The sequence below is a fragment of the Streptomyces sp. NPDC087300 genome, from assembly GCF_044744425.1.
Taxonomy (GTDB): Bacteria; Actinomycetota; Actinomycetes; order Streptomycetales; family Streptomycetaceae; genus Streptomyces.
The window spans coordinates 445,827-465,181 of sequence record NZ_JBIUYI010000006.1 but is presented as its reverse complement, the minus strand read 5'-3'; the positions used below and the strand labels follow the sequence as shown (position 1 = coordinate 465,181).

Here is a 19,355-nt window from a genome sequence, read left to right as displayed (position 1 = left end):
TGACGAAGCGCAACGGATGGGGAGGCAGGAACGACGGTGGCGGAACGGAGCACGGCTGCCGTCGACGTGGCAGACAACAGCGGCGATGAGCCGCTGACCGCCAAGGCGGAGCAGGCCACGGCCGACGGGGTGGCCCAGACCCGGGAGCGGGACACGGCAGCAGACGAAGACGTGGCGGAGAACGACAAGCCCACGAGCCATGGGGCCTCCTCACCCCCAGAACTGCACAGCGGCCACAAGCTCGCCAGACGCTATCGACTCGAAGAGTGCGTCACCCGTCTGGACGGTTTCAGCAGCTGGCGTGCGGTGGACGAGAAGCTGCGCCGCGCCGTCGGCGTGCATCTCCTGCCCGCCGACCATCCACGAGCCCGTTCGGTGCTCGCGGCGGCCCGTTCCTCGGCGCTACTCGGGGACCCGCGCTTCGTGCAGGTCCTGGACGCCGTCGAGGAGAACGACCTCGTCTACGTAGTCCACGAGTGGCTGCCGGACGCCACGGAGCTGACCGCGGTCCTCGCGGCGGGTCCACTGGAGGCGCACGACGCGTACCAGCTCGTCACGCAGACGTCCCAGGCGATGGCCGCCGCGCACCGCGAGGGCCTCGCGCATCTGCGGCTGACGCCCAGCGCCGTGCTGCGCACCTCCACCGGGCAGTACCGCATCCGCGGTCTCGCGGTGAACGCGGCGCTGCGCGGCATCAGCTCCGACACCCCCCAGCGCACCGACACCGAGGCGATCGGCGCTCTGCTGTACGCCGGGCTGACGCAGCGCTGGCCCTACGAGGACGACGCGTACGGCCTCTCCGGGCTTCCCAAGGGCGTCGGGCTCATCGCCCCCGACCAGGTGCGCGCGGGCATCCACCGCGGCCTGTCCGAGCTCGCCATGCGCGCGCTCGTCAACGACGGGGCGACCGCGTCACGCCAGGAACCTCCGTGCACGACGCCGGAGGAGCTGGTGAAGGCCATCGGCGAGATGCCCCGCATCCGCCCGCCGGAGCCCGCCTTCACCGCACCGCCCGAGTACCAGCGCACGACCTACCAGCAGGGCACGTACGGCCGTCCTGCACCCCACCCCGGCGCCACGCAGGCCATGCCCGCTCCGCCGCCCCCGTTGCAGAGCCGTACCGGCAGGGCGCTCAAGTGGGCCGTGTCCGCGTTGCTCATCGCGGCCCTCGGCCTGGGCAGCTGGCAGCTCGCGGACGCCCTGATGGACCGCGAGAACTCCGGCGAGCCCGGTTCCTCGGAGACCTCGGGGGGCGGCGACAAGGGCGAGCCCAAGTCCGCGAAGAACCTGCGCGTCGAGGACGCCAGGGAGTACATCGTCGAGAACCGTACGCAGGACCCGGACAAGGTCCCCAACACGTACGACGGGAACGACGCCACGGTGTGGCGCACCAAGACGTACAACGAGGGCCCCGAACTCGCTCCGTACAAGGCCGGTGTCGGTATCGTCTACGACCTCGGCTCGGAGCAGGAGGTGTCCGCCGCGTCGATCAGCGTGCTGTACGGCGGTCCCCACACGTCGGTCACGCTGTACGCCGCGGATTCGCTGTCGCCCTCGACGCCGGTCTCGTCGATGAAGAAGATCGGCACGGGTACGACATCGGGGACGACCCTGAAGGTCAAGGCCGGCAAGAAGCCGGTGAAGTCCCGCTACGTGCTTCTCTGGATGACGGCGGTACCGAAGTCGGCCACCGACGGCTACTACGGCGCGGGCTACAAGCAGGCCATCAAGGACGTGAAGTTCACGGGCTGACGGACCGGTTCGACAAGGCTCACTGGGGGGAGGGGTTCCAGGTGGACAGCACCGAGCTCGGTGACATGAACGACCAGGACCTCCTCGCCGCCCATGTGGCAGGCGACAAGGACGCCTTCGGCGAGCTCGTGAGGCGCCATCGCGACCGGCTGTGGGCCGTGGCACTGCGCACCCTGGGCGACCGCGAGGAGGCCGCCGACGCGGTCCAGGACGCGCTCGTCTCGGCCTACCGCGCGGCGCACACCTTCCGGGGCCAGTCCGCCGTGACGACCTGGCTGCACCGCATCACCGTCAACGCGTGCCTCGACAGGGCGCGGAAGGCGGCGTCCCGCAAGACCTCCCCGATCGACGACACCGAGCGCCTCGAACAGCTCCTGGAGCCGGAGGAGTCTGCCGCCGCGCCGGTGGAGCGCGGCGATCTGCACCGGGAACTCCTGGAGGCATTGGGCACCCTGCCCCACGATCAGCGCGCGGCGCTCGTCCTCGTCGACATGCAGGGCTATCCGGTGGCCGAGGCGGCCCACGTCCTCGACGTCCCCACCGGCACCGTCAAGAGCCGCTGTGCGCGGGGCAGAGCCAGACTGCTGCCGCTCCTCACTCATCTGCGGACGGAGACCCCCACGCGGAACGGGGACGGCGGCGACGAGGGCGAGAGCAAGAAGCCCGGCTCGGGAAGGAACCGGTCGCAGGGGACATCCGTCCCACCGGCAGCAGGGCCACGGGATGCAGGACCAAGCGATTCAGCTGCTGTGAAGGGCGGAGGTGGGCGCGCGTGACAACCACGACCGAATCGGCCGGGCACCCGGAAGTCGCTGAGATCTCGGATCTGACCGAGGGCCTCCTCTCCCCGTCGCGCACGAGCGACGTACGGCGGCATCTGGACGGCTGCGAGCTCTGCGCCGATGTGTACGCCTCCCTGGAGGAGATCCGGGGCATGCTCGGCACGCTGCCGGGGCCGCCCCGTATGCCCGCCGACATCGCGGGGCGCATCGACGCGGCCCTGGCGGCCGAAGCGCTGCTGGATTCCACGTCGCTCGACGCTCCCTTCGCCTCGACGGAGGCGGAGGCGGAGACAAGGGCAGAGGCGGAAGCCGTACCGGAGCCCGTGTCGGTCTCCGCGGCCACCTCGTCACCCGCCGCCGCGCGTGTTTCACGTGAAACATCGCCCTCATCGACGGCTCGGACGGCCACCGATCGCCCGGCGGGACACCCTCGTGCATCGACCGGTCCCGGTCGTGGCGGGCGGTTGCGCGGCATGCGCCGACGGACGACCGTGCTCGGCGCCGTCTTCACGGCAGCCGCCCTCGGGCTCGGCTCGCTGCTGGTCTACAGCCTGAGCGATGACTCGGGCGGGTCCACCGAGACGTCGGCGGGCCGACAGACCGCGGCCAGCAGCTCCTTCGCCGACGAGAAGCTCAAGGGCAAGGTCGCCGAGCTCCTCGCCAAGAACTCCGTGAAGAGCCCGGGGAAGACGGACGGGTCCCATCCCTCCTTCGACACCCGCTCCAGCCCGGAGTCCCCGGGGTCGAAGTCCCCGCTGAGCACGGCCAGCGTCGACGTTCCGACGTGCATCCAGCGCGGCATCGGTGACGGCACGCCGATCGCCGCCGAGGAAGGCACCTACGAGGGCAAGAAGGCCTACCTCGTCGTGACGCCCCACACCTCGGATGCGACCAAGGTGTCCGCGTACGTCGTCGACGCCGCCTGCGTGGGCAAGTCCTCGCCGTCCAAGGGCAAGGTTCTGGCGGAGCACTCCTACCCTCAGGGCTGACGTCTCGGAGTGTTTTTCCCGGGCCGGTTCACGGCTCGGGAACGCTGCTGCCAGGAGCCTTGTGGTGCATGGCACTCTCCCGTTCTGACACGCTTCCGTGCGCGCGGACACGTCGGGGAATGCATGCCCCGTAGGATCCGTTGGGTGGGGTGAGAGTCCTGATAAGGGCCCCCGCCAGCAGTACGCAGCAGTCCCCAGAGACGAGGAATCAAGCCGTGACCGACGTCCGTAACGTGATCATCATCGGCTCCGGGCCCGCCGGCTACACGGCGGCGCTCTACACCGCGCGCGCGTCGCTGAAGCCGCTGGTGTTCGAGGGCGCCGTCACCGCAGGCGGTGCGCTGATGAACACCACCGAGGTGGAGAACTTCCCCGGCTTCCAGGACGGTGTCATGGGCCCTGAGCTCATGGACAACATGCGCGCCCAGGCCGAGCGCTTCGGCGCCGAGCTCGTGCCCGACGACGTCGTCACCGTTGACCTGAGCGGCGAGATCAAGACCGTGACGGACACCGCCGGCACCGTGCACCGCGCGAAGGCCGTCATCGTCACGACCGGCTCCCAGCACCGCAAGCTCGGTCTGCCGAACGAGGACGCTCTCTCCGGACGCGGTGTCTCCTGGTGCGCCACCTGCGACGGCTTCTTCTTCAAGGACCAGGACATCGCCGTGATCGGCGGCGGCGACACCGCGATGGAGGAGGCCACCTTCCTCTCGCGCTTCGCCAAGTCCGTGACGATCGTGCACCGCCGCGACAGCCTGCGCGCCTCCAAGGCGATGCAGGAGCGCGCCTTCGCCGACCCGAAGATCAAGTTCGTCTGGGACAGCGAGATCGCCGAGATCAAGGGCGACCAGAAGCTCTCCGGACTGACGCTGCGCAACCTGAAGACGGGCGAGACGTCCGAGCTGCCGGTGACCGGTCTGTTCATCGCGATCGGCCACGACCCGCGCACGGAGCTCTTCAAGGGTCAGTTGGAGCTCGACGACGAGGGCTACCTGAAGGTCGAAGCGCCGTCGACCCGGACGAACCTGACCGGTGTCTTCGGCGCCGGTGACGTCGTCGACCACACCTACCGTCAGGCGATCACGGCGGCCGGCACCGGCTGCTCCGCCGCTCTCGACGCCGAGCGTTTCCTCGCCGCTCTCGCCGACAGCGAGACCGCGGCCGCCACCGTCTGACCCCCCATCTTCCCCACCGCACCAAGTTAAGGAGACTGCCGTGGCCGGCACCCTGAAGAACGTGACCGACGCTTCCTTCGACGAGGACGTCCTCAAGAACGACAAGCCCGTCCTGGTGGACTTCTGGGCCGCCTGGTGCGGACCGTGCCGCCAGATCGCGCCGTCCCTCGAGGCGATCGCCGCCGAGTACGGCGACAAGATCGAGATCGTCAAGCTCAACATCGACGAGAACCCGGGCACGGCCGCCAAGTACGGCGTCATGTCGATCCCGACCCTGAACGTGTACCAGGGTGGCGAGGTCGCCAAGACCATCGTCGGCGCCAAGCCGAAGGCCGCGATCGTCCGCGACCTCGAGGACTTCATCGCCGAGTAATCGGTGGCGATGTTTCACGTGAAACACGAATGGACCAGTCCCCGCGGGGGCTGGTCCATTCGCCGTTCCGGAGTCAGAGCGGCCGCAGCGCGGGTTCCTTCTGCACCGCGCCGAGCAGCCGGTCGAGCGCCAGCTCGACGTCTTCCTTCCAGGAGATCGTCGTACGCAACTCCAGCCTTAACCGGGGATAGGCCGGGTGCGGCCGGACGGTCTTGAACCCGACCGCCAGGAGATGCTCCGCGGGCAGTACACACGCCGGCTTCTCCCACCGCGCGTCCCCGAACGCCTCGATCGCCTTGACCCCTCTGCGCAGCAGATCCTTCGCCACGGTCTGCACGATGACGCGCCCGAGCCCCTGGCCCTGGTAGCCGGGCATGATCCACCCGGTTATCAACTGGACGGCGTCGGGGGACACAGGGCTCGTGGGAAAGGCCGTGGAGCGCGGGACGTAGGCCGGTGGCGCGTAGAGCACGAAACCCACCGGCACGTCGTCGACGTAGACGACGCGGCCGCAGGATCCCCATTCCAGGAGGACGGCGGAGATCCACGCCTCCTTCTCCAGCTCCGGGGTCCCGGCCTTTATCGCGGCTTGTCCGCTGACCGGATCGAGCTCCCAGAAGACGCACGCGCGGCAGCGGTTGGGAAGGTCCGGGAGGTTGTCCAGCGTGAGCGGTACGAGCCGACGCCCCATGAAGGCAGTTCCTCACTTCCTTCGCCGGCCGCGCTGCGGGCGGCTGTCAGAGCGCTGCGTTCCCTGAGGAGGCTGCCGACGAACCCGCCGACCGCTCCCAGTCCGAGGCCCGCGGTCATCAGTCCGGTGCGGCTCATCGTTCGCATGGCCCCTGCCTCCCCATGAGGTGCCGTCAGGTGGATGCGCCATACCTGAACGCATCGTATCCACGATGCGATTGCGTCGATACCGTAAGCAAGCAAAGAGCGGGCCGTGTTCCGGTGTGCACCGGAACACGGCCCGCTCTCGCGGTACCGGTGGCTGGGACCAGGCCCCTGCCGTCCTAGGAGGCCTCCTCCTCGGAGTCCTCCGAGGAGCCGTTCTGGAGGACCGGGCCCTCTCCCGGGGCGAGCGTGCTGAGGATGCGCTCCAGGTCCTCGAGAGAGGCGAAGTCGACGACGATCTTGCCCTTCTTCTGGCCCAGGTCCACCCTCACCCGGGTTTCGAACCGGTCGGAGAGCCGGGTCGCCAGGGTGCTGAGAGCGGGCGAGAGCCGGGTTCCCGCACGCGGTCCCTTGGCCTTCGGAGCACTCTGCGGACGCGACCCCATGAGGGTCACGATCTCCTCCACGGCGCGCACCGAGAGGCCCTCGGCCACGATCCGGTGGGCGAGCCTGTCCTGCTCCTCCGAGTCGTCGACGGAGAGCAGCGCACGGGCGTGTCCCGCAGAGAGCACCCCGGCGGCGACCCGGCGCTGTACGGCGGGCGACAGCTTGAGGAGCCGCAGCGTGTTGGAGACCTGCGGGCGGGATCGGCCGATCCGGTCCGCGAGCTGGTCATGCGTGCAGTTGAAGTCCTTGAGCAGCTGGTCGTAGGCGGCTGCCTCTTCCAGCGGGTTCAGCTGGGCGCGGTGCAGGTTCTCGAGCAGCGCGTCCAGGAGGAGCTTCTCGTCGTCCGTGGCCCGCACGATCGCCGGGATGCGCTCCAGGCCCGCCTCACGACAGGCCCGCCAGCGCCGCTCGCCCATGATGAGCTCGTAGCGCGCGGGGCCCAACTGTCGTACGACGACCGGCTGGAGAAGACCGACCTCCTTGATGGAGGTCACCAGCTCGGCGAGCGCGTCCTCGTCGAACACCTCTCGCGGCTGTCGCGGGTTGGGCTTGATGGAGTCCAGCGGCAGCTCGGCGAAGTACGCACCCGCCACGGACTGGTTCTCCGACGCCTGCGCCGGTACCGGCTCCGGTGTTTCATGTGAAACGGGACTCTGCGGGAGTGCCGTCACCTTCGCCGCCGCCACGCCGCGTTCGGCGGTCAGCACCGGCACCGCCGAGGGAGAGGTCGAGGCGCCGCCCACGCTCTGGGGGGCCTGCTTCTCCGTCGGGGCTGCAGGGATCAGGGCTCCGAGGCCTCGGCCCAGCCCTCTCCGTCGCTCGCTCACTGCATCCCCTCCGTCATGTTCTGCTGGTCATTCTGAGCGCCCGTGTGGGCGTGTTGGACGTCGTACCGCACGCCCACTCCGCGCAGCGCGATCTCTCGCGCGGCCTCGAAGTAGGACAGGGCGCCACTCGATCCCGGGTCATAGGTGAGCACCGTCTGTCCGTAGCTCGGCGCTTCGGAGATACGTACCGACCGCGGGATGCTCGTCCGCAGAACCTCGTCACCGAAGTGATTGCGGACCTCGTCCGCCACTTGGGAGGCGAGTCGGGTCCTGCCGTCGTACATGGTGAGCAGGATCGTCGACACGTGCAGGTTGGGGTTGAGGTGGCCCCGCACCAGATCGACGTTGCGCAGGAGCTGACCGAGGCCCTCCAGTGCGTAGTACTCGCACTGGATGGGGATCAGCACCTCCGCACCGGCAACCAGGGCGTTGACCGTCAGCAGTCCCAGCGATGGCGGGCAGTCGATGAGGATGTAGTCCAACGGCTGCTCGTACGCCTGGATCGCCCGCTGCAGCCGGCTCTCACGGGCCACCAGCGACACCAGCTCGATCTCCGCACCGGCGAGATCGATGGTGGCGGGGGCGCAGAAGAGACCCTCGACATCAGGTACCGGCTGAACGACCTCGGAGAGCGGCTTGCTCTCGACCAAGACGTCATAGATGGATGGCACATCGGCGTGATGGTCGATACCGAGAGCCGTGGAGGCGTTGCCCTGCGGGTCGAGGTCGATCACCAGGACGCGTGCGCCGTGCAGAGCGAGCGAAGCGGCGAGATTGACGGTCGTCGTCGTCTTGCCCACTCCACCCTTCTGGTTGGCGACCACCATGACGCGCGTCTGCTCGGGGCGCGGCAGGCCTTCGCCCGCACGCCCCAGGGCTTCCACCGCCAGTTGGGCAGCACGACCGATGGGTGTGTCGTCCATCGGGGTCGGTGTTTCACGTGAAACATCCTCCCCCGCCGACTCGGTACGGGGACCGGGGACCGGATCGGTCATCGGTCCCGCGATGTTGGCGTCGGACCGCAAGGATTCACTCTCCTCGACATCAGGCTCGCAATGAACAGAGCCTCCCATGCTTTCGGGGTGGTGAACCAGCGAGGCCCGGTCTTCTGTGGACGAATCCACCTCTGTGGACAACTCCGTGCCCTTATCGAGGGAACCGAGTGGCCGACGGTCGCGAGGTTCCGCAGCGCGGCCGCGACTGATGATGCCATGCAGCAGTGAGCGACGTTTCACGTGAAACACGATGCCAATAGCTAGACCGTTTTGTCCGCAACACTCCGATTAGAGGCATTTCCGTAACCAGATCAGCCACCCTTGCACGCGGCAAAGCGAGAGGCGCTCCCCCATTGAGCGGGGGAGCGCCTCTCGCTTTGCCGTACGACACCGTCAGCGACGCCGGCGGGCCCGTCCCGCACGGGCCGCCTTGGCTCGCTTCGCCGCGAAGCGGACACCACCCGGGCTCTCGCCGACCTCGACCCGGACGACCGTGGACTGCGGATCGACGACGCCCTCGCCGACATGCAGCACCGAGGTGTCCACCGCGCCGAGCTTGCTGAGCGCGGCCCCCGCCGCCTTGACCTCTTCCTCGGCGGTGTCGCCCTTGAGGAGGAGCATTTCTCCGTACGGACGGAGCAGGGGAACGCCCCAGGCCGCCAGGCGGTCCAGCGGTGCGACGGCCCGCGCGGTCACCACATGGACGGGCGGCAGCTTGCCCAGGACCTCTTCGGCGCGGCCGCGCACGACCGTCACGTGGTCGAGGCCGAGCAGCTCGACGACTTCGGTGAGGAAGTTCGTGCGCCGCAGCAGCGGTTCGAGGAGCGTGATCTTCAGGTCGGGGCGGACGAGGGCGAGCGGGATGCCCGGCAGTCCGGCGCCGGAGCCGACATCGCACACCGTGACACCCTCGGGCACGACCTCGGACAGCACCGCGCAGTTCAGCAGGTGCCGCTCCCACAGCCTGGGCACTTCACGAGGGCCGATCAGGCCGCGCTGCACTCCTGCATCGGCCAGCAGTTCCGCGTACCGGACCGCGTCCGCATAGCGATCACCGAAAACCGTGCGCGCCTCCTCGGGCGCCGGGGGGAGCTCCGCTGCCTCCGTCACGGGGACCGTCCTTCCGTACCGCACTGGTGTGGCTGACTATCAGGCTGACAAAGACCGGCCCCGCCTGCGAACAGACGGGGCCGGAGAAGCGCTGTACCGATCAGGCGGGGAGCACGACGACGAAGCGCTGCGGCTCCTCGCCCTCGGACTCGCTGCGCAGGCCGGCGGCCTTGACCGCATCATGCACGACCTTGCGCTCGAACGGCGTCATCGGATCGAGCTTGGCCGGTTCACCGGAGCTCTTCACCTCGGCCGCGGCCTTGGCGCCCAGCTCGGAGAGCTCCTCGCGCTTCTTGGCGCGGTAGCCCGCGATGTCCAGCATGAGGCGGCTGCGGTCGCCGGTCTCGCGGTGCACGGCGAGACGCGTGAGCTCCTGGAGCGCCTCCAGGACCTCGCCGTCGCGGCCGACCAGCTTCTGCAGGTCGCGGCCGCCGGAGTCGCTGATGATCGAGACAGCGGCCCGGTCGGCCTCGACGTCCATGTCGATGTCGCCGTCGAGATCAGCGATGTCCAGCAGACCCTCGAGGTAGTCCGCCGCGATCTCGCCCTCCTGCTCGAGGCGGGTGAGAGTGTCGCCGGCCTCAGCTGCGGCGGAGGTGGTGCCTTCCGTCACGGGATGGACTCCTTCTACTTCTTGGAGGACGGGTGCTTCGGGCGCTGCTGGCCCTTGCGCTGTCCCGACTTGGCTTTGCTGCGGGTACCGGAGCCGGGCTTGTTGCCCGTCGTGTTGCCACCCGCCGGCTTGGCCTTGGGGGCAGCGTCCTCAGGCTGGTCCTGAGCCTTCTCCAGCGACGTCTTCGCTTCCGGGTCGTCGTCCTTGCCGGCGCCCTGCGCAGTGCCGGACTGGCGCTGTGCCTTGCTCTGACGCTTGGGCTGCTGACGCTTGGGGGCACCGCCGGTGGGCGTGCCGTCCTCGGTCTCGGTGGCGACGGCGGACTCGCTCTCCACCACGGTGCCGTCGGCCTGAGCCGCGAGGCCCGCCTTCGTCAGGCCGTTGATGAACTTCCGCTCGAACTCGTTGCGGTCCCGGCCCTTGGCGACGATCGCCTTGATGACGTTCGTGTTGCCGCGGCCCTTCACCTTCTTGGTGTGCCCGATCTGCTTCTGCAGGCGCTCGAGGAAGGCGGCCTGGGCCTTGGAGCCCGGGGTCGGGTTGCGGCGGATCACGAACATCTGCTGACCCATGGTCCACACGTTGGTGGTCAGCCAGTAGACGAGGACACCGACGGGGAAGTTGATGCCGAACACGGCGAACATGACCGGGAAGACGTACATCAGCATCTTCTGCTGCTGCATGAACGGCGTCTTGACCGTGGTGTCCACGTTCTTCGTCATCAGCTGGCGCTGCGTGAAGAACTGCGAGGCCGACATCAGGACGATCATGACCGCGGTGACGACCCGGACATCCGTCAGGGTGGCGCCGAGGGAGGCGACCTTGTCGGCACCGTCGGTGAACTTCGCGGCCAGCGGGGCACCGACGATGTGCGCCTTACGCGCGCTCTCCAGGAGCTGATCGTCGATGACACCGATCGTCTTGCCCGTCGCGATGCCGTTGAGCACGTGGTACAGGGCGAAGAAGAACGGGGACTGCGCCAGGATGGGAAGGCACGAGGAGAGCGGGTTGGTACCCGACTCCTTGTACAGCTTCATCATCTCTTCGGACTGGCGCTGCTTGTCGCTCTTGTAGCGCTCCTGGATCTTCTTCATCTCGGGCTGCAGCGTCTGCATCGCCCGAGTCGCCTTGATCTGCTTCACGAAGAGCGGGATCAGGCAGATCCGGATCAGGATCACCAGGGACACGATGGACAGGCCCCAGGCCCAGCCCGTGTCGGGACCGAAGATCTTCCCGTACACCGAGTGGAACTGGACGATGACCCACGAGACTGGTGTGGTGATAAAGCTGAAGAGACTGGCAATCGTGTCCACTAATCAAGCTCCTTGAGCATGGGACGGGGTCTCGGTCTCGGCGGCCGGGGCCGGGGAAGGATTCCCGGTCGGCGTGCCTGCGGCGGAGGGCCCGCCCTTGCGTTCGCGCCAGGCAGTGCGCAGCATCTCGTGCCACCGCGGACGCTTGCGCGGCGGAACATGATCGACACCGCCCAGCGACCACGGATTGCACCGCAGGATGCGCCAGGCGGTGAGCGCCGTTCCCTTGATAGCGCCGTGCCGGTCGATGGCCAGGAAGCCGTAGCGGGAACACGATGGGTAGTACTTGCACACCGGGCCCAGGAGCGGACTGATCGTCCACTGGTACAGCTTGATAAGAGCCAGCAGCGGGTACTTCATCGCGCGCCCCCTCCCAGCAGCCGCTGGAGGGCGGCATCCAGGTCTCGGGCCAGCTGTGCATGGTCGGCGTCGCCCGAACCGGGCAGCGCTCGTACGACTACCAGGCTACCGGGGGGCAACGAGGCCAGCCGGTCGCGCATCAAGTGGCGAAGTCTGCGCTTCACCACGTTGCGCACGACGGCGCCACCCACGGCCTTGCTGACGACGAAACCCGCACGTGTCGGGGGAATGGTCTCCCCAGGCACGTGCGGGTCCGTTGCGCCGCTACGTAGATGGACGACGAGAAGCGGGCGTCCGGCCCGGCGTCCTCGGCGTACCGCGGTCGCGAAGTCTTCGCGCCGCCTCAGCCGATGCTCGGTAGGCAGCACGACGTCATGACCTGACTGAAATCAGGCGGACAGGCTGGCGCGACCCTTGCCACGACGGTTCGCGAGAATCGCGCGACCGGCACGGGTACGCATCCGCAGGCGGAAGCCGTGGGTCTTGGCACGACGACGGTTGTTCGGCTGGAAGGTGCGCTTGCTCACTCGGGGGCTCCAGAAATGATCGTGTGGTGGCGGGACATCGCCTGGCTGTCACCGTGCGCCCACGAGAAGCTCGCGTATACGCACCGAGTGCACCGCTTCACAATCACAGATCGTGATCTTTGCCCATCGGAGGCAGGCGGCAGCAGCCATCGACAACTCGACCTGGTCACGGTACGCGGGGCTACGCCATCCGGTCAAACCGACCGCTGGAGGGAGACACTGTGCACAGCCTGTGGACAACAACTTGAACCGCACCCGTCGCCCTGACTACCGTGGCTGAACTCCGATTCGTTCCCTTCCCCCTCCCCATCCCGATTTCCGTCCCAAGAACCACACCTTCGTGGGACCCCGTGAGAGAGCGTGCCTTGTGGCTGACGTACCTGCCGATCTTGCCGCAGTGTGGCCACGAGTTCTGGAACATCTGCTGGGTGAGGGCCGGGGGCAGGGCGTCGAGGCGAAGGACGAACGGTGGCTCAGGAGCTGCCAGCCGCTGGCGCTGGTCGCCGACACGGCACTGCTCGCCGTGCCGAACGAATTCGCCAAGGGCGTACTGGAGGGCCGTCTCGCCCCCGTGGTCAGCGAGACGCTGAGCCGCGAGTGCGGCCGCCCGATCCGCATCGCCATCACGGTCGACGACTCCGTCGGCGAACCCGTGGGCCCGCCGGCGCCGCCGATCCAGCAGCAGCACGTCCCGCAGCATCAGCAGCACTACGACGAGCCCGACATGTCCTCGGGGCAGGGACAAGGACAGGGACACGGCCAGGGCCGCGACACGTACGACAGTTACGGACGGCGTCACCAGGACGAGCACACGTCGGGGCCGCGCCCCGACCAGATGCCGACCGCCCGCCCCGCGTACCCGGACTACCAGCGCCCCGCTCCCGGCGCCTGGCCGCAGCACCAGCCCCAGCACCAGCAGCCGCAGGACGACTACGGCTGGCAGCAGCCGCGGCTCGGGTTCCCCGATCGCGACCCGTACGCGAACCCGGTCCAGCAGCCGCAGCACGACTACCGCTCGCAGCCGCCGCAGGACCGTTCGCCGTACGACCAGCAGCGACACGAGCCGCAGGACCGGCGCGAGCGCCACGACATGCAGGATTCCCCGGGTGATCACCGGGGCGGCCACGGCGTGCACCGGGGCGGCCCGGTCGGTCCCACCTCGTCGAGCGGCGCCCCCGGCCCGCTGGCCGCGCAGCCGGCGCCCGCGACGGGACCCGGTGAGCCCACCGCGCGGCTCAACCCCAAGTACCTGTTCGACACCTTCGTCATCGGCGCGTCCAACCGCTTCGCGCACGCGGCCGCGGTCGCGGTCGCCGAGGCACCCGCGAAGGCGTACAACCCCCTCTTCATCTACGGAGAGTCGGGACTCGGCAAGACGCACCTGCTGCACGCGATCGGGCACTACGCCCGCAGCCTCTATCCCGGCACGCGCGTGCGCTACGTGAGCTCGGAGGAGTTCACCAACGAGTTCATCAACTCCATCCGCGACGGCAAGGGCGACAGCTTTCGCAAGCGCTACCGCGAGATGGACATCCTGCTCGTCGACGACATCCAGTTCCTCGCGGACAAGGAGTCGACGCAGGAGGAGTTCTTCCACACCTTCAATACGCTCCACAACGCGAACAAGCAGATCGTGCTCTCCAGTGACCGGCCGCCCAAGCAGCTGGTCACCCTGGAGGACCGGCTGCGCAACCGCTTCGAGTGGGGACTGATCACCGACGTCCAGCCGCCCGAGCTGGAGACGCGTATCGCCATCCTTCGTAAGAAGGCGGTGCAGGAGCAGCTCAACGCTCCTCCGGAGGTGCTCGAGTTCATCGCGTCGCGCATCTCGCGGAACATCCGTGAGCTGGAGGGCGCGCTGATCCGCGTCACGGCGTTCGCGTCCCTCAATCGTCAGCCCGTGGACCTCGGTCTGACGGAGATCGTCCTCAAGGACCTGATCCCCGGCGGGGAGGACGCCTCTCCGGAGATCACGGCGCCGGCCATCATGGCCGCGACCGCCGACTACTTCGGGCTGACGGTGGACGACCTGTGCGGGTCCTCGCGCAGCCGCGTCCTCGTGACGGCGCGCCAGATCGCCATGTATCTGTGCCGCGAGCTGACCGACCTCTCCTTGCCGAAGATCGGCGCGCAGTTCGGCGGCCGCGACCACACGACGGTGATGCACGCGGACCGCAAGATCCGCGCTCTGATGGCCGAGCGGCGCTCCATCTACAACCAGGTCACCGAGCTCACGAACCGCATCAAGAACGGCTGACAGCCCGCCGCGTTCCTCGCTGAAGGCGCCTCAGGACACGTCCTGAGGCGCCTTTTTCGATGTCCGCAAGGCATTTTCCGATGTCTCCGGAGCGACGACGAGGCGTACGGGGCCCAGACGCTGTTCGATTTCCCCTGGTCAGACGGGGGTTCTCCACAGATGTTCGAACTTTTTCGCGTCCACACCCTGGGGACTGGGAAGTTGTCCAGATGCTGTCCACAGGGGAGGCTGCTGAGGGATCATCAGGCCAGGTCAGCAGGTTGTGGATTCGTGGACGAAGACTCTCCACAGGCTGTGGAGAAAAAACTCATCCACAGGCTGTGCATGAAGTTGTCCACCGGCTGCCCACAGGCTCGAGCTCGTTGTCCCCAGCCTTCCCCAGCTTCTCCACACGGCTGTCCACTGTTCGGCAACGCGACGCGCCCTCTCACCGGGTCGAGTGAAAGGCGTCACACCAAGGGGGTCGGTTGGCCTGTGGGGAAGCTGGGTAAAGCTGGGGACAGCGCTGGGGAGAAGTACCCCCTGCCTGTGCATCGGGTGTGCAGAACTTTCGCCCGTCCACAGAAACACCCGGTTGTCCACGGGCTCCGCCCACAGGCTCAGTGGATAAAAAACCGGGCCTGACCTGCGCTTTCGCGGTTATCCACGGTTTCCACAGCCCCTACTACTACTGACAACTAGAGAGACCTGGGAAATTGTTTGGAAGGGGGGGCTGTGCACAACTCGCGCTCCGGAGCTCCCCTGCCGCTCGCCACGACTTGACCCCGACGGGCACCGACTGTCAGTGCGGTGCGTCAGACTGTTCCCCGGTGTCCTTCCCACGGCATGGCTGAGAGACACCGAGTCAGACGACGAGGGCCTCGGGCCCAGCGGGCGAGAGCAGCCAGCAACAGCAGGAGGGCGGCTTACGGTGAAGATCCGGGTGGAACGCGACGTACTCGCGGAGGCAGTGGCGTGGGCGGCGCGCAGCCTCCCGGCACGGCCGCCAGCGCCCGTCCTCGCGGGCCTGCTGCTGAAGGCCGAAGAGGGCGCGCTGAGCCTGTCGAGCTTCGACTACGAAGTCTCGGCACGTGTCTCGGTGGATGCCGAGGTGGACGAAGAGGGCACGGTTCTCGTGTCGGGCCGACTGCTCGCGGACATCTGCCGCGCGCTCCCCAACCGCCCGGTGGAGATCTCCACAGACGGTGTGCGGGCGACGGTGGTCTGCGGCTCCTCGCGATTCACACTCCACACCCTTCCTGTGGAGGAGTACCCGGCGCTGCCGCAGATGCCGACCGCCACGGGCACCGTCCCCGGTGAGGTCTTCGCCTCCGCCGCCGCCCAGGTGGCCATCGCCGCGGGCCGTGACGACACGCTGCCCGTGCTCACCGGTGTGCGCATCGAGATCGAGGGCGACACGGTCACCCTGGCCTCCACCGACCGCTACCGCTTCGCGGTCCGCGAGTTCCTGTGGAAGCCGGAGAACCCCGAGGCGTCCGCCGTGGCCCTGGTGCCCGCCAAGACGCTCCTGGACACCGCCAAGGCGCTCACGAGCGGCGACACGGTCACCCTGGCGCTCTCCGGCTCCGGTGCGGGCGAGGGCCTGATCGGTTTCGAGGGTGCCGGGCGGCGTACGACGACGCGGCTGCTCGAGGGCGACCTGCCGAAGTACAAGACGCTCTTCCCCACGGAGTTCAACTCGATCGCGGTCATCGAGACCGCGCCGTTCGTCGAGGCCGTGAAGCGCGTGGCCCTGGTGGCCGAGCGGAACACTCCGGTCCGGCTCAGCTTCGAGCAGGGTGTGCTGATCCTGGAGGCCGGCTCCAGCGACGACGCACAGGCTGTGGAGAGGGTCGACGCCCAGCTCGACGGCGACGACGTCTCGATCGCCTTCAACCCGACCTTCCTGCTGGACGGCCTGTCCGCGATCGACTCCCCGGTCGCCCAGCTGTCGTTCACGACGTCGACGAAGCCCGCTCTGCTGAGCGGCAAGCCGGCCCTGGACGCCGAGGCGGACGAGGCCTACAAGTACCTGATCATGCCCGTACGTCTGAGCGGCTGAGCCCACAGGTGTGTGCGTGCGTCCGGGCGTAGGCTCGGACGCAGGTACGAAAGTGCCGTAACGCCACCTCGCTAGTGAAGGAACTCTGATGGAGCTCGGTCTCGTCGGCCTCGGCAAGATGGGCGGCAACATGCGCGAGCGCATCCGCCGCGCAGGTCACACCGTCATCGGATACGACCGCAATCCGGACCTCGCGGATGCCGCGAGCCTGGAGGAGCTGGTCGGCAAGCTCAAGGGCCCGCGGGTGGTGTGGGTGATGGTCCCGGCAGGGGCCGCGACCCAGTCCACCATCGACGAGCTGTCCGAGCTCCTGGAGCCCGGCGACGTCGTCGTGGACGGCGGCAACTCCCGCTGGACGGACGACGAGAAGCACGCCGAGGAGCTGAGGGCCAAGGGCATCGGCTTTGTCGACTGCGGCGTCTCCGGCGGCGTCTGGGGCCTGGAGAACGGCTACGCGCTGATGTACGGCGGCGACAAGGAGAACGTCGCCAAGGTGCAGCCGATCTTCGACGCGCTCAAGCCCGAGGGCGACTTCGGCTCCGTGCACGCGGGCAAGGTCGGCGCCGGCCACTTCGCGAAGATGGTCCACAACGGCATCGAGTACGCGATGATGCAGGCCTACGCCGAGGGCTGGGAGCTCCTGGAGAAGGTCGACTCGGTCACGGACGTCCGTGAGGTCTTCCGCTCCTGGCAGGAGGGCACGGTCATCCGTTCCTGGCTGCTCGACCTCGCGGTCAACGCCCTGGACGACGACGAGCACCTGACGGACCTGCGCGGCTACGCCCAGGACTCCGGAGAGGGCCGCTGGACCGTCGAGGCTGCCATCGACAACGCCGTGCCGCTGCCCGCCATCACCGCCTCGCTCTTCGCCCGCTTCGCCTCGCGGCAGGACGACTCGCCGCAGATGAAGATGATCGCCGCGCTGCGCAACCAGTTCGGCGGCCACGCGGTGGAGAAGAAGTAGTCCACAGCCTGTGCACTGAGCACGGGCTTGCCGGGGGAGGTCGGCGCACACCATGCACGTCACGCATCTGTCGCTGGCCGACTTCCGGTCCTACGCCCGGGTCGAGGTCCCTCTCGATCCGGGCGTCACCGCGTTCGTGGGCCCGAACGGCCAGGGCAAGACCAACCTCGTCGAGGCCGTCGGCTATCTCGCGACGCTCGGCAGCCACCGGGTCTCCTCGGACGCGCCGCTGGTGCGCATGGGAGCGGAGCGGGCCGTCATCCGCGCCGCCGTCACCCAGGGCGAGCGCTCCCAGCTGGTCGAGCTCGAACTCAACCCCGGCCGCGCCAACCGCGCCCGCATCAACAGGTCGTCGCAGGTCAGGCCGCGCGATGTGCTCGGCATCGTGCGCACGGTGCTGTTCGCGCCCGAGGACCTCGCGCTGATCAAGGGCGACCCCGGCGAGCGGCGGCGCTTCCTCGACGAGCTGATCACCGCGCGCTCGCCGCGCATGGCGGGCGTGCGCTCGGACTACGACCGCGTCCTGAAGCAGCGCAACACCCTCCTGAAGTCGGCCGCCCTCGCGCGGCGGCACGGCGGCCGCACCATGGACCTGTCCACGCTCGACGTCTGGGACCAGCACCTCGCGCGCGTGGGAGCCGAACTGCTCGCACAGCGGCTCGACTTGATCGCCGCGCTGCAGCCGCTGGCCGACAAGGCGTACGAACAGCTGGCCCCCGGCGGCGGCCCGGTCTCCCTGGAGTACAAGCCGTCCGCGCCGGGCGAGGGCCACACGCGCGAGGCGCTCTACGAACAGTTGATCGCCGCCCTGGAAGAGGCCCGCAAGCAGGAGATCGAGCGCGGTGTGACGCTGGTCGGTCCGCACCGCGACGAGCTGACTCTCAAGCTGGGCCAGCTCCCCGCGAAGGGGTACGCGAGCCACGGAGAGTCCTGGTCGTACGCGCTGGCGCTGCGCCTGGCCTCGTACGACCTGCTCAGGGCCGAGGGCAACGAGCCGGTGCTCGTCCTCGACGACGTCTTCGCCGAGCTGGACGCGCGCCGCAGGGAGCGGCTCGCCGAGCTCGTGGCGCCGGGCGAGCAGGTGCTGGTCACCGCGGCGGTGGAGGACGACGTCCCCGGCGTGCTCACCGGCACGCGCTATGCGGTGTCCGACGGGGCGGTGGAGCGCGTATGAGCGCCGACGAGCCCGCCAAGGGCCCCGCGGCCGACGCCTCGGGCGCCACGCCGAAGACCCCCGAGCCTTCCGGCGTCGACCTCGCACGGGTCGCCCTGCGCGCCGCGAAGGAACAGGCACGCGCGCGTGGGGATGCCGTTCAGCAGAAGAAGCAGGCCCGGCGCGGCGGGCTGCGCTCCGGCGCGCGCGCCGACGGGCGTGACCCGCAGCCGCTCGGCTCCGCGATCAACCGTCTGATCACCGAGCGCGGCTGGGAGACGCCGGCCGCGGTCGGCGGGGTGATGGGCCGCTGGCCGCAGATCGTCGGCGACGACCTGGCCAAGCACTGCGTCCCGCAGCGGTACGACGAGGACGAGCGCGTGCTGACCGTGCAGTGCGACTCGACGGCCTGGGCCACGCAGCTGCGGCTCATGGCCCCGCAGCTGGTCGCACGCCTCAACGAGGACCTGGGCCACGGCACCGTACGCCTCATCAAGGTGCTCGGTCCCGGGGGTCCCGCGCGCCGCTTCGGACCCCTGCGCGCACCCGGCAGCACGGGTCCCGGCGACACCTACGGCTGAGGCCGCCGCGGGTGGTAGCTGGGGGTTGACGCCCCGAAGCGCTGAGTGCCGCTGTGAGCCCTTTGGAGCCCCGTTCCGCATATGGGGAGTCGGCCGAGTCCCGTTCAGGACGGCACATGCGGACTCAGGTACCGGCAAACCCCCATCACTGTCGGCGCTACCGGTAGACTGGAAGCTAATCCCGCCCCACTTGTGGGACGCACCGAGCAACGCTGACTATCGCTGAACGACGCAGCCGCTCCGGCCACCGCCGGGAGCTTGG

Annotated in this window: 19 protein-coding genes; 10 read left to right on the top strand and 9 right to left on the bottom strand. The window is 68.7% G+C overall.

What is annotated here, in order from left to right:
* Positions 1 to 36 precede the first annotated feature (36 nt).
* The 5 genes from ACIO9J_RS27120 to trxA all read left to right on the top strand — a co-directional run bounded on the left by ACIO9J_RS27120 (position 37) and on the right by trxA (position 5,071).
* The gene (locus tag ACIO9J_RS27120; RefSeq protein ID WP_402004773.1) at positions 37 to 1,752 is read left to right on the top strand and encodes a serine/threonine protein kinase; all 1,716 of its coding nucleotides are present in this window, start codon (positions 37 to 39) and stop codon (positions 1,750 to 1,752) included.
* A 65-nt stretch (positions 1,753 to 1,817) separates the two neighbouring features.
* Complete coding sequence (gene sigM / locus ACIO9J_RS27115) at positions 1,818 to 2,528, top strand: RNA polymerase sigma factor SigM (RefSeq protein WP_402005418.1); 711 nt, start codon at positions 1,818 to 1,820, stop codon at positions 2,526 to 2,528.
* Positions 2,525 to 3,523, top strand: a complete 999-nt coding sequence (locus tag ACIO9J_RS27110) for an anti-sigma factor family protein (RefSeq protein WP_402004770.1) — start codon at positions 2,525 to 2,527, stop codon at positions 3,521 to 3,523. The genes sigM and ACIO9J_RS27110 overlap by 4 nt, the downstream gene beginning before the upstream one ends.
* A 215-nt stretch (positions 3,524 to 3,738) precedes the next feature.
* Entirely contained in the window at positions 3,739 to 4,698 is a 960-nt protein-coding gene (gene trxB, locus ACIO9J_RS27105; protein WP_402004767.1) for a thioredoxin-disulfide reductase, read from the top strand.
* 40 nt (positions 4,699 to 4,738) lie between these two features.
* On the top strand, positions 4,739 to 5,071 hold the full coding sequence (trxA, locus tag ACIO9J_RS27100) for a thioredoxin (RefSeq protein WP_055544620.1): 333 nt from the start codon (positions 4,739 to 4,741) through the stop codon (positions 5,069 to 5,071).
* A 73-nt stretch (positions 5,072 to 5,144) separates the two neighbouring features.
* On the opposite strand, the gene ACIO9J_RS27095 is transcribed toward trxA, so the two are convergent.
* The 9 genes from ACIO9J_RS27095 to rpmH form a co-directional block, all read right to left on the bottom strand.
* On the bottom strand, positions 5,145 to 5,762 hold the full coding sequence (locus ACIO9J_RS27095; RefSeq protein WP_402004763.1) for a GNAT family N-acetyltransferase: 618 nt from the start codon (positions 5,760 to 5,762) through the stop codon (positions 5,145 to 5,147).
* A gap of 322 nt (positions 5,763 to 6,084) precedes the next feature.
* Positions 6,085 to 7,179, bottom strand: a complete 1,095-nt coding sequence (locus tag ACIO9J_RS27090) for a ParB/RepB/Spo0J family partition protein (protein WP_402004760.1) — start codon at positions 7,177 to 7,179, stop codon at positions 6,085 to 6,087.
* The gene (locus ACIO9J_RS27085) at positions 7,176 to 8,252 is read right to left on the bottom strand and encodes a ParA family protein (protein ID WP_402005415.1); all 1,077 of its coding nucleotides are present in this window, start codon (positions 8,250 to 8,252) and stop codon (positions 7,176 to 7,178) included. The genes ACIO9J_RS27090 and ACIO9J_RS27085 overlap by 4 nt, the downstream gene beginning before the upstream one ends.
* Before the next feature lie 315 nt (positions 8,253 to 8,567).
* Complete coding sequence (gene rsmG, locus ACIO9J_RS27080) at positions 8,568 to 9,284, bottom strand: 16S rRNA (guanine(527)-N(7))-methyltransferase RsmG (protein WP_402004757.1); 717 nt, start codon at positions 9,282 to 9,284, stop codon at positions 8,568 to 8,570.
* 100 nt (positions 9,285 to 9,384) lie between these two features.
* Entirely contained in the window at positions 9,385 to 9,897 is a 513-nt protein-coding gene (locus ACIO9J_RS27075) for a protein jag (protein WP_402004754.1), read from the bottom strand.
* 14 nt (positions 9,898 to 9,911) lie between these two features.
* Positions 9,912 to 11,210 carry a membrane protein insertase YidC gene (gene yidC, locus ACIO9J_RS27070; RefSeq protein ID WP_402004751.1) on the bottom strand — a complete coding sequence of 433 codons (1,299 nt, stop codon included), beginning with the start codon at positions 11,208 to 11,210 and terminating at the stop codon, positions 9,912 to 9,914.
* 3 nt (positions 11,211 to 11,213) lie between these two features.
* Complete coding sequence (yidD, locus tag ACIO9J_RS27065) at positions 11,214 to 11,570, bottom strand: membrane protein insertion efficiency factor YidD (protein WP_402004748.1); 357 nt, start codon at positions 11,568 to 11,570, stop codon at positions 11,214 to 11,216.
* Positions 11,567 to 11,938 (bottom strand): ribonuclease P protein component, encoded by a 372-nt coding sequence (rnpA, locus tag ACIO9J_RS27060; RefSeq protein ID WP_079043244.1) that lies wholly within the window; start codon positions 11,936 to 11,938, stop codon positions 11,567 to 11,569. Before rnpA ends, yidD begins: the two co-directional genes overlap by 4 nt.
* 21 nt (positions 11,939 to 11,959) lie before the next feature.
* Complete coding sequence (gene rpmH / locus ACIO9J_RS27055; RefSeq protein ID WP_006381191.1) at positions 11,960 to 12,097, bottom strand: 50S ribosomal protein L34; 138 nt, start codon at positions 12,095 to 12,097, stop codon at positions 11,960 to 11,962.
* 367 nt (positions 12,098 to 12,464) lie between these two features.
* Here rpmH and dnaA point away from each other — a divergent pair, with 367 nt between their 5' ends.
* The 5 genes from dnaA to ACIO9J_RS27030 all read left to right on the top strand — a co-directional run bounded on the left by dnaA (position 12,465) and on the right by ACIO9J_RS27030 (position 19,093).
* Positions 12,465 to 14,354, top strand: a complete 1,890-nt coding sequence (dnaA, locus tag ACIO9J_RS27050; protein WP_402004744.1) for a chromosomal replication initiator protein DnaA — start codon at positions 12,465 to 12,467, stop codon at positions 14,352 to 14,354.
* Between the two features lie 910 nt (positions 14,355 to 15,264).
* The gene (gene dnaN, locus ACIO9J_RS27045) at positions 15,265 to 16,395 is read left to right on the top strand and encodes a DNA polymerase III subunit beta (RefSeq protein WP_402004742.1); all 1,131 of its coding nucleotides are present in this window, start codon (positions 15,265 to 15,267) and stop codon (positions 16,393 to 16,395) included.
* Positions 16,396 to 16,483: 88 nt separating this feature from the next.
* Entirely contained in the window at positions 16,484 to 17,359 is an 876-nt protein-coding gene (gnd, locus tag ACIO9J_RS27040; RefSeq protein ID WP_402004739.1) for a phosphogluconate dehydrogenase (NAD(+)-dependent, decarboxylating), read from the top strand.
* A gap of 52 nt (positions 17,360 to 17,411) precedes the next feature.
* Positions 17,412 to 18,533 (top strand): DNA replication/repair protein RecF, encoded by a 1,122-nt coding sequence (gene recF / locus ACIO9J_RS27035; protein ID WP_402004736.1) that lies wholly within the window; start codon positions 17,412 to 17,414, stop codon positions 18,531 to 18,533.
* A complete protein-coding gene (locus tag ACIO9J_RS27030) occupies positions 18,530 to 19,093 on the top strand; it encodes a DUF721 domain-containing protein (RefSeq protein ID WP_402004733.1) in 564 nt (187 codons plus the stop codon). The genes recF and ACIO9J_RS27030 overlap by 4 nt, the downstream gene beginning before the upstream one ends.
* Positions 19,094 to 19,355 lie beyond the last annotated feature (262 nt).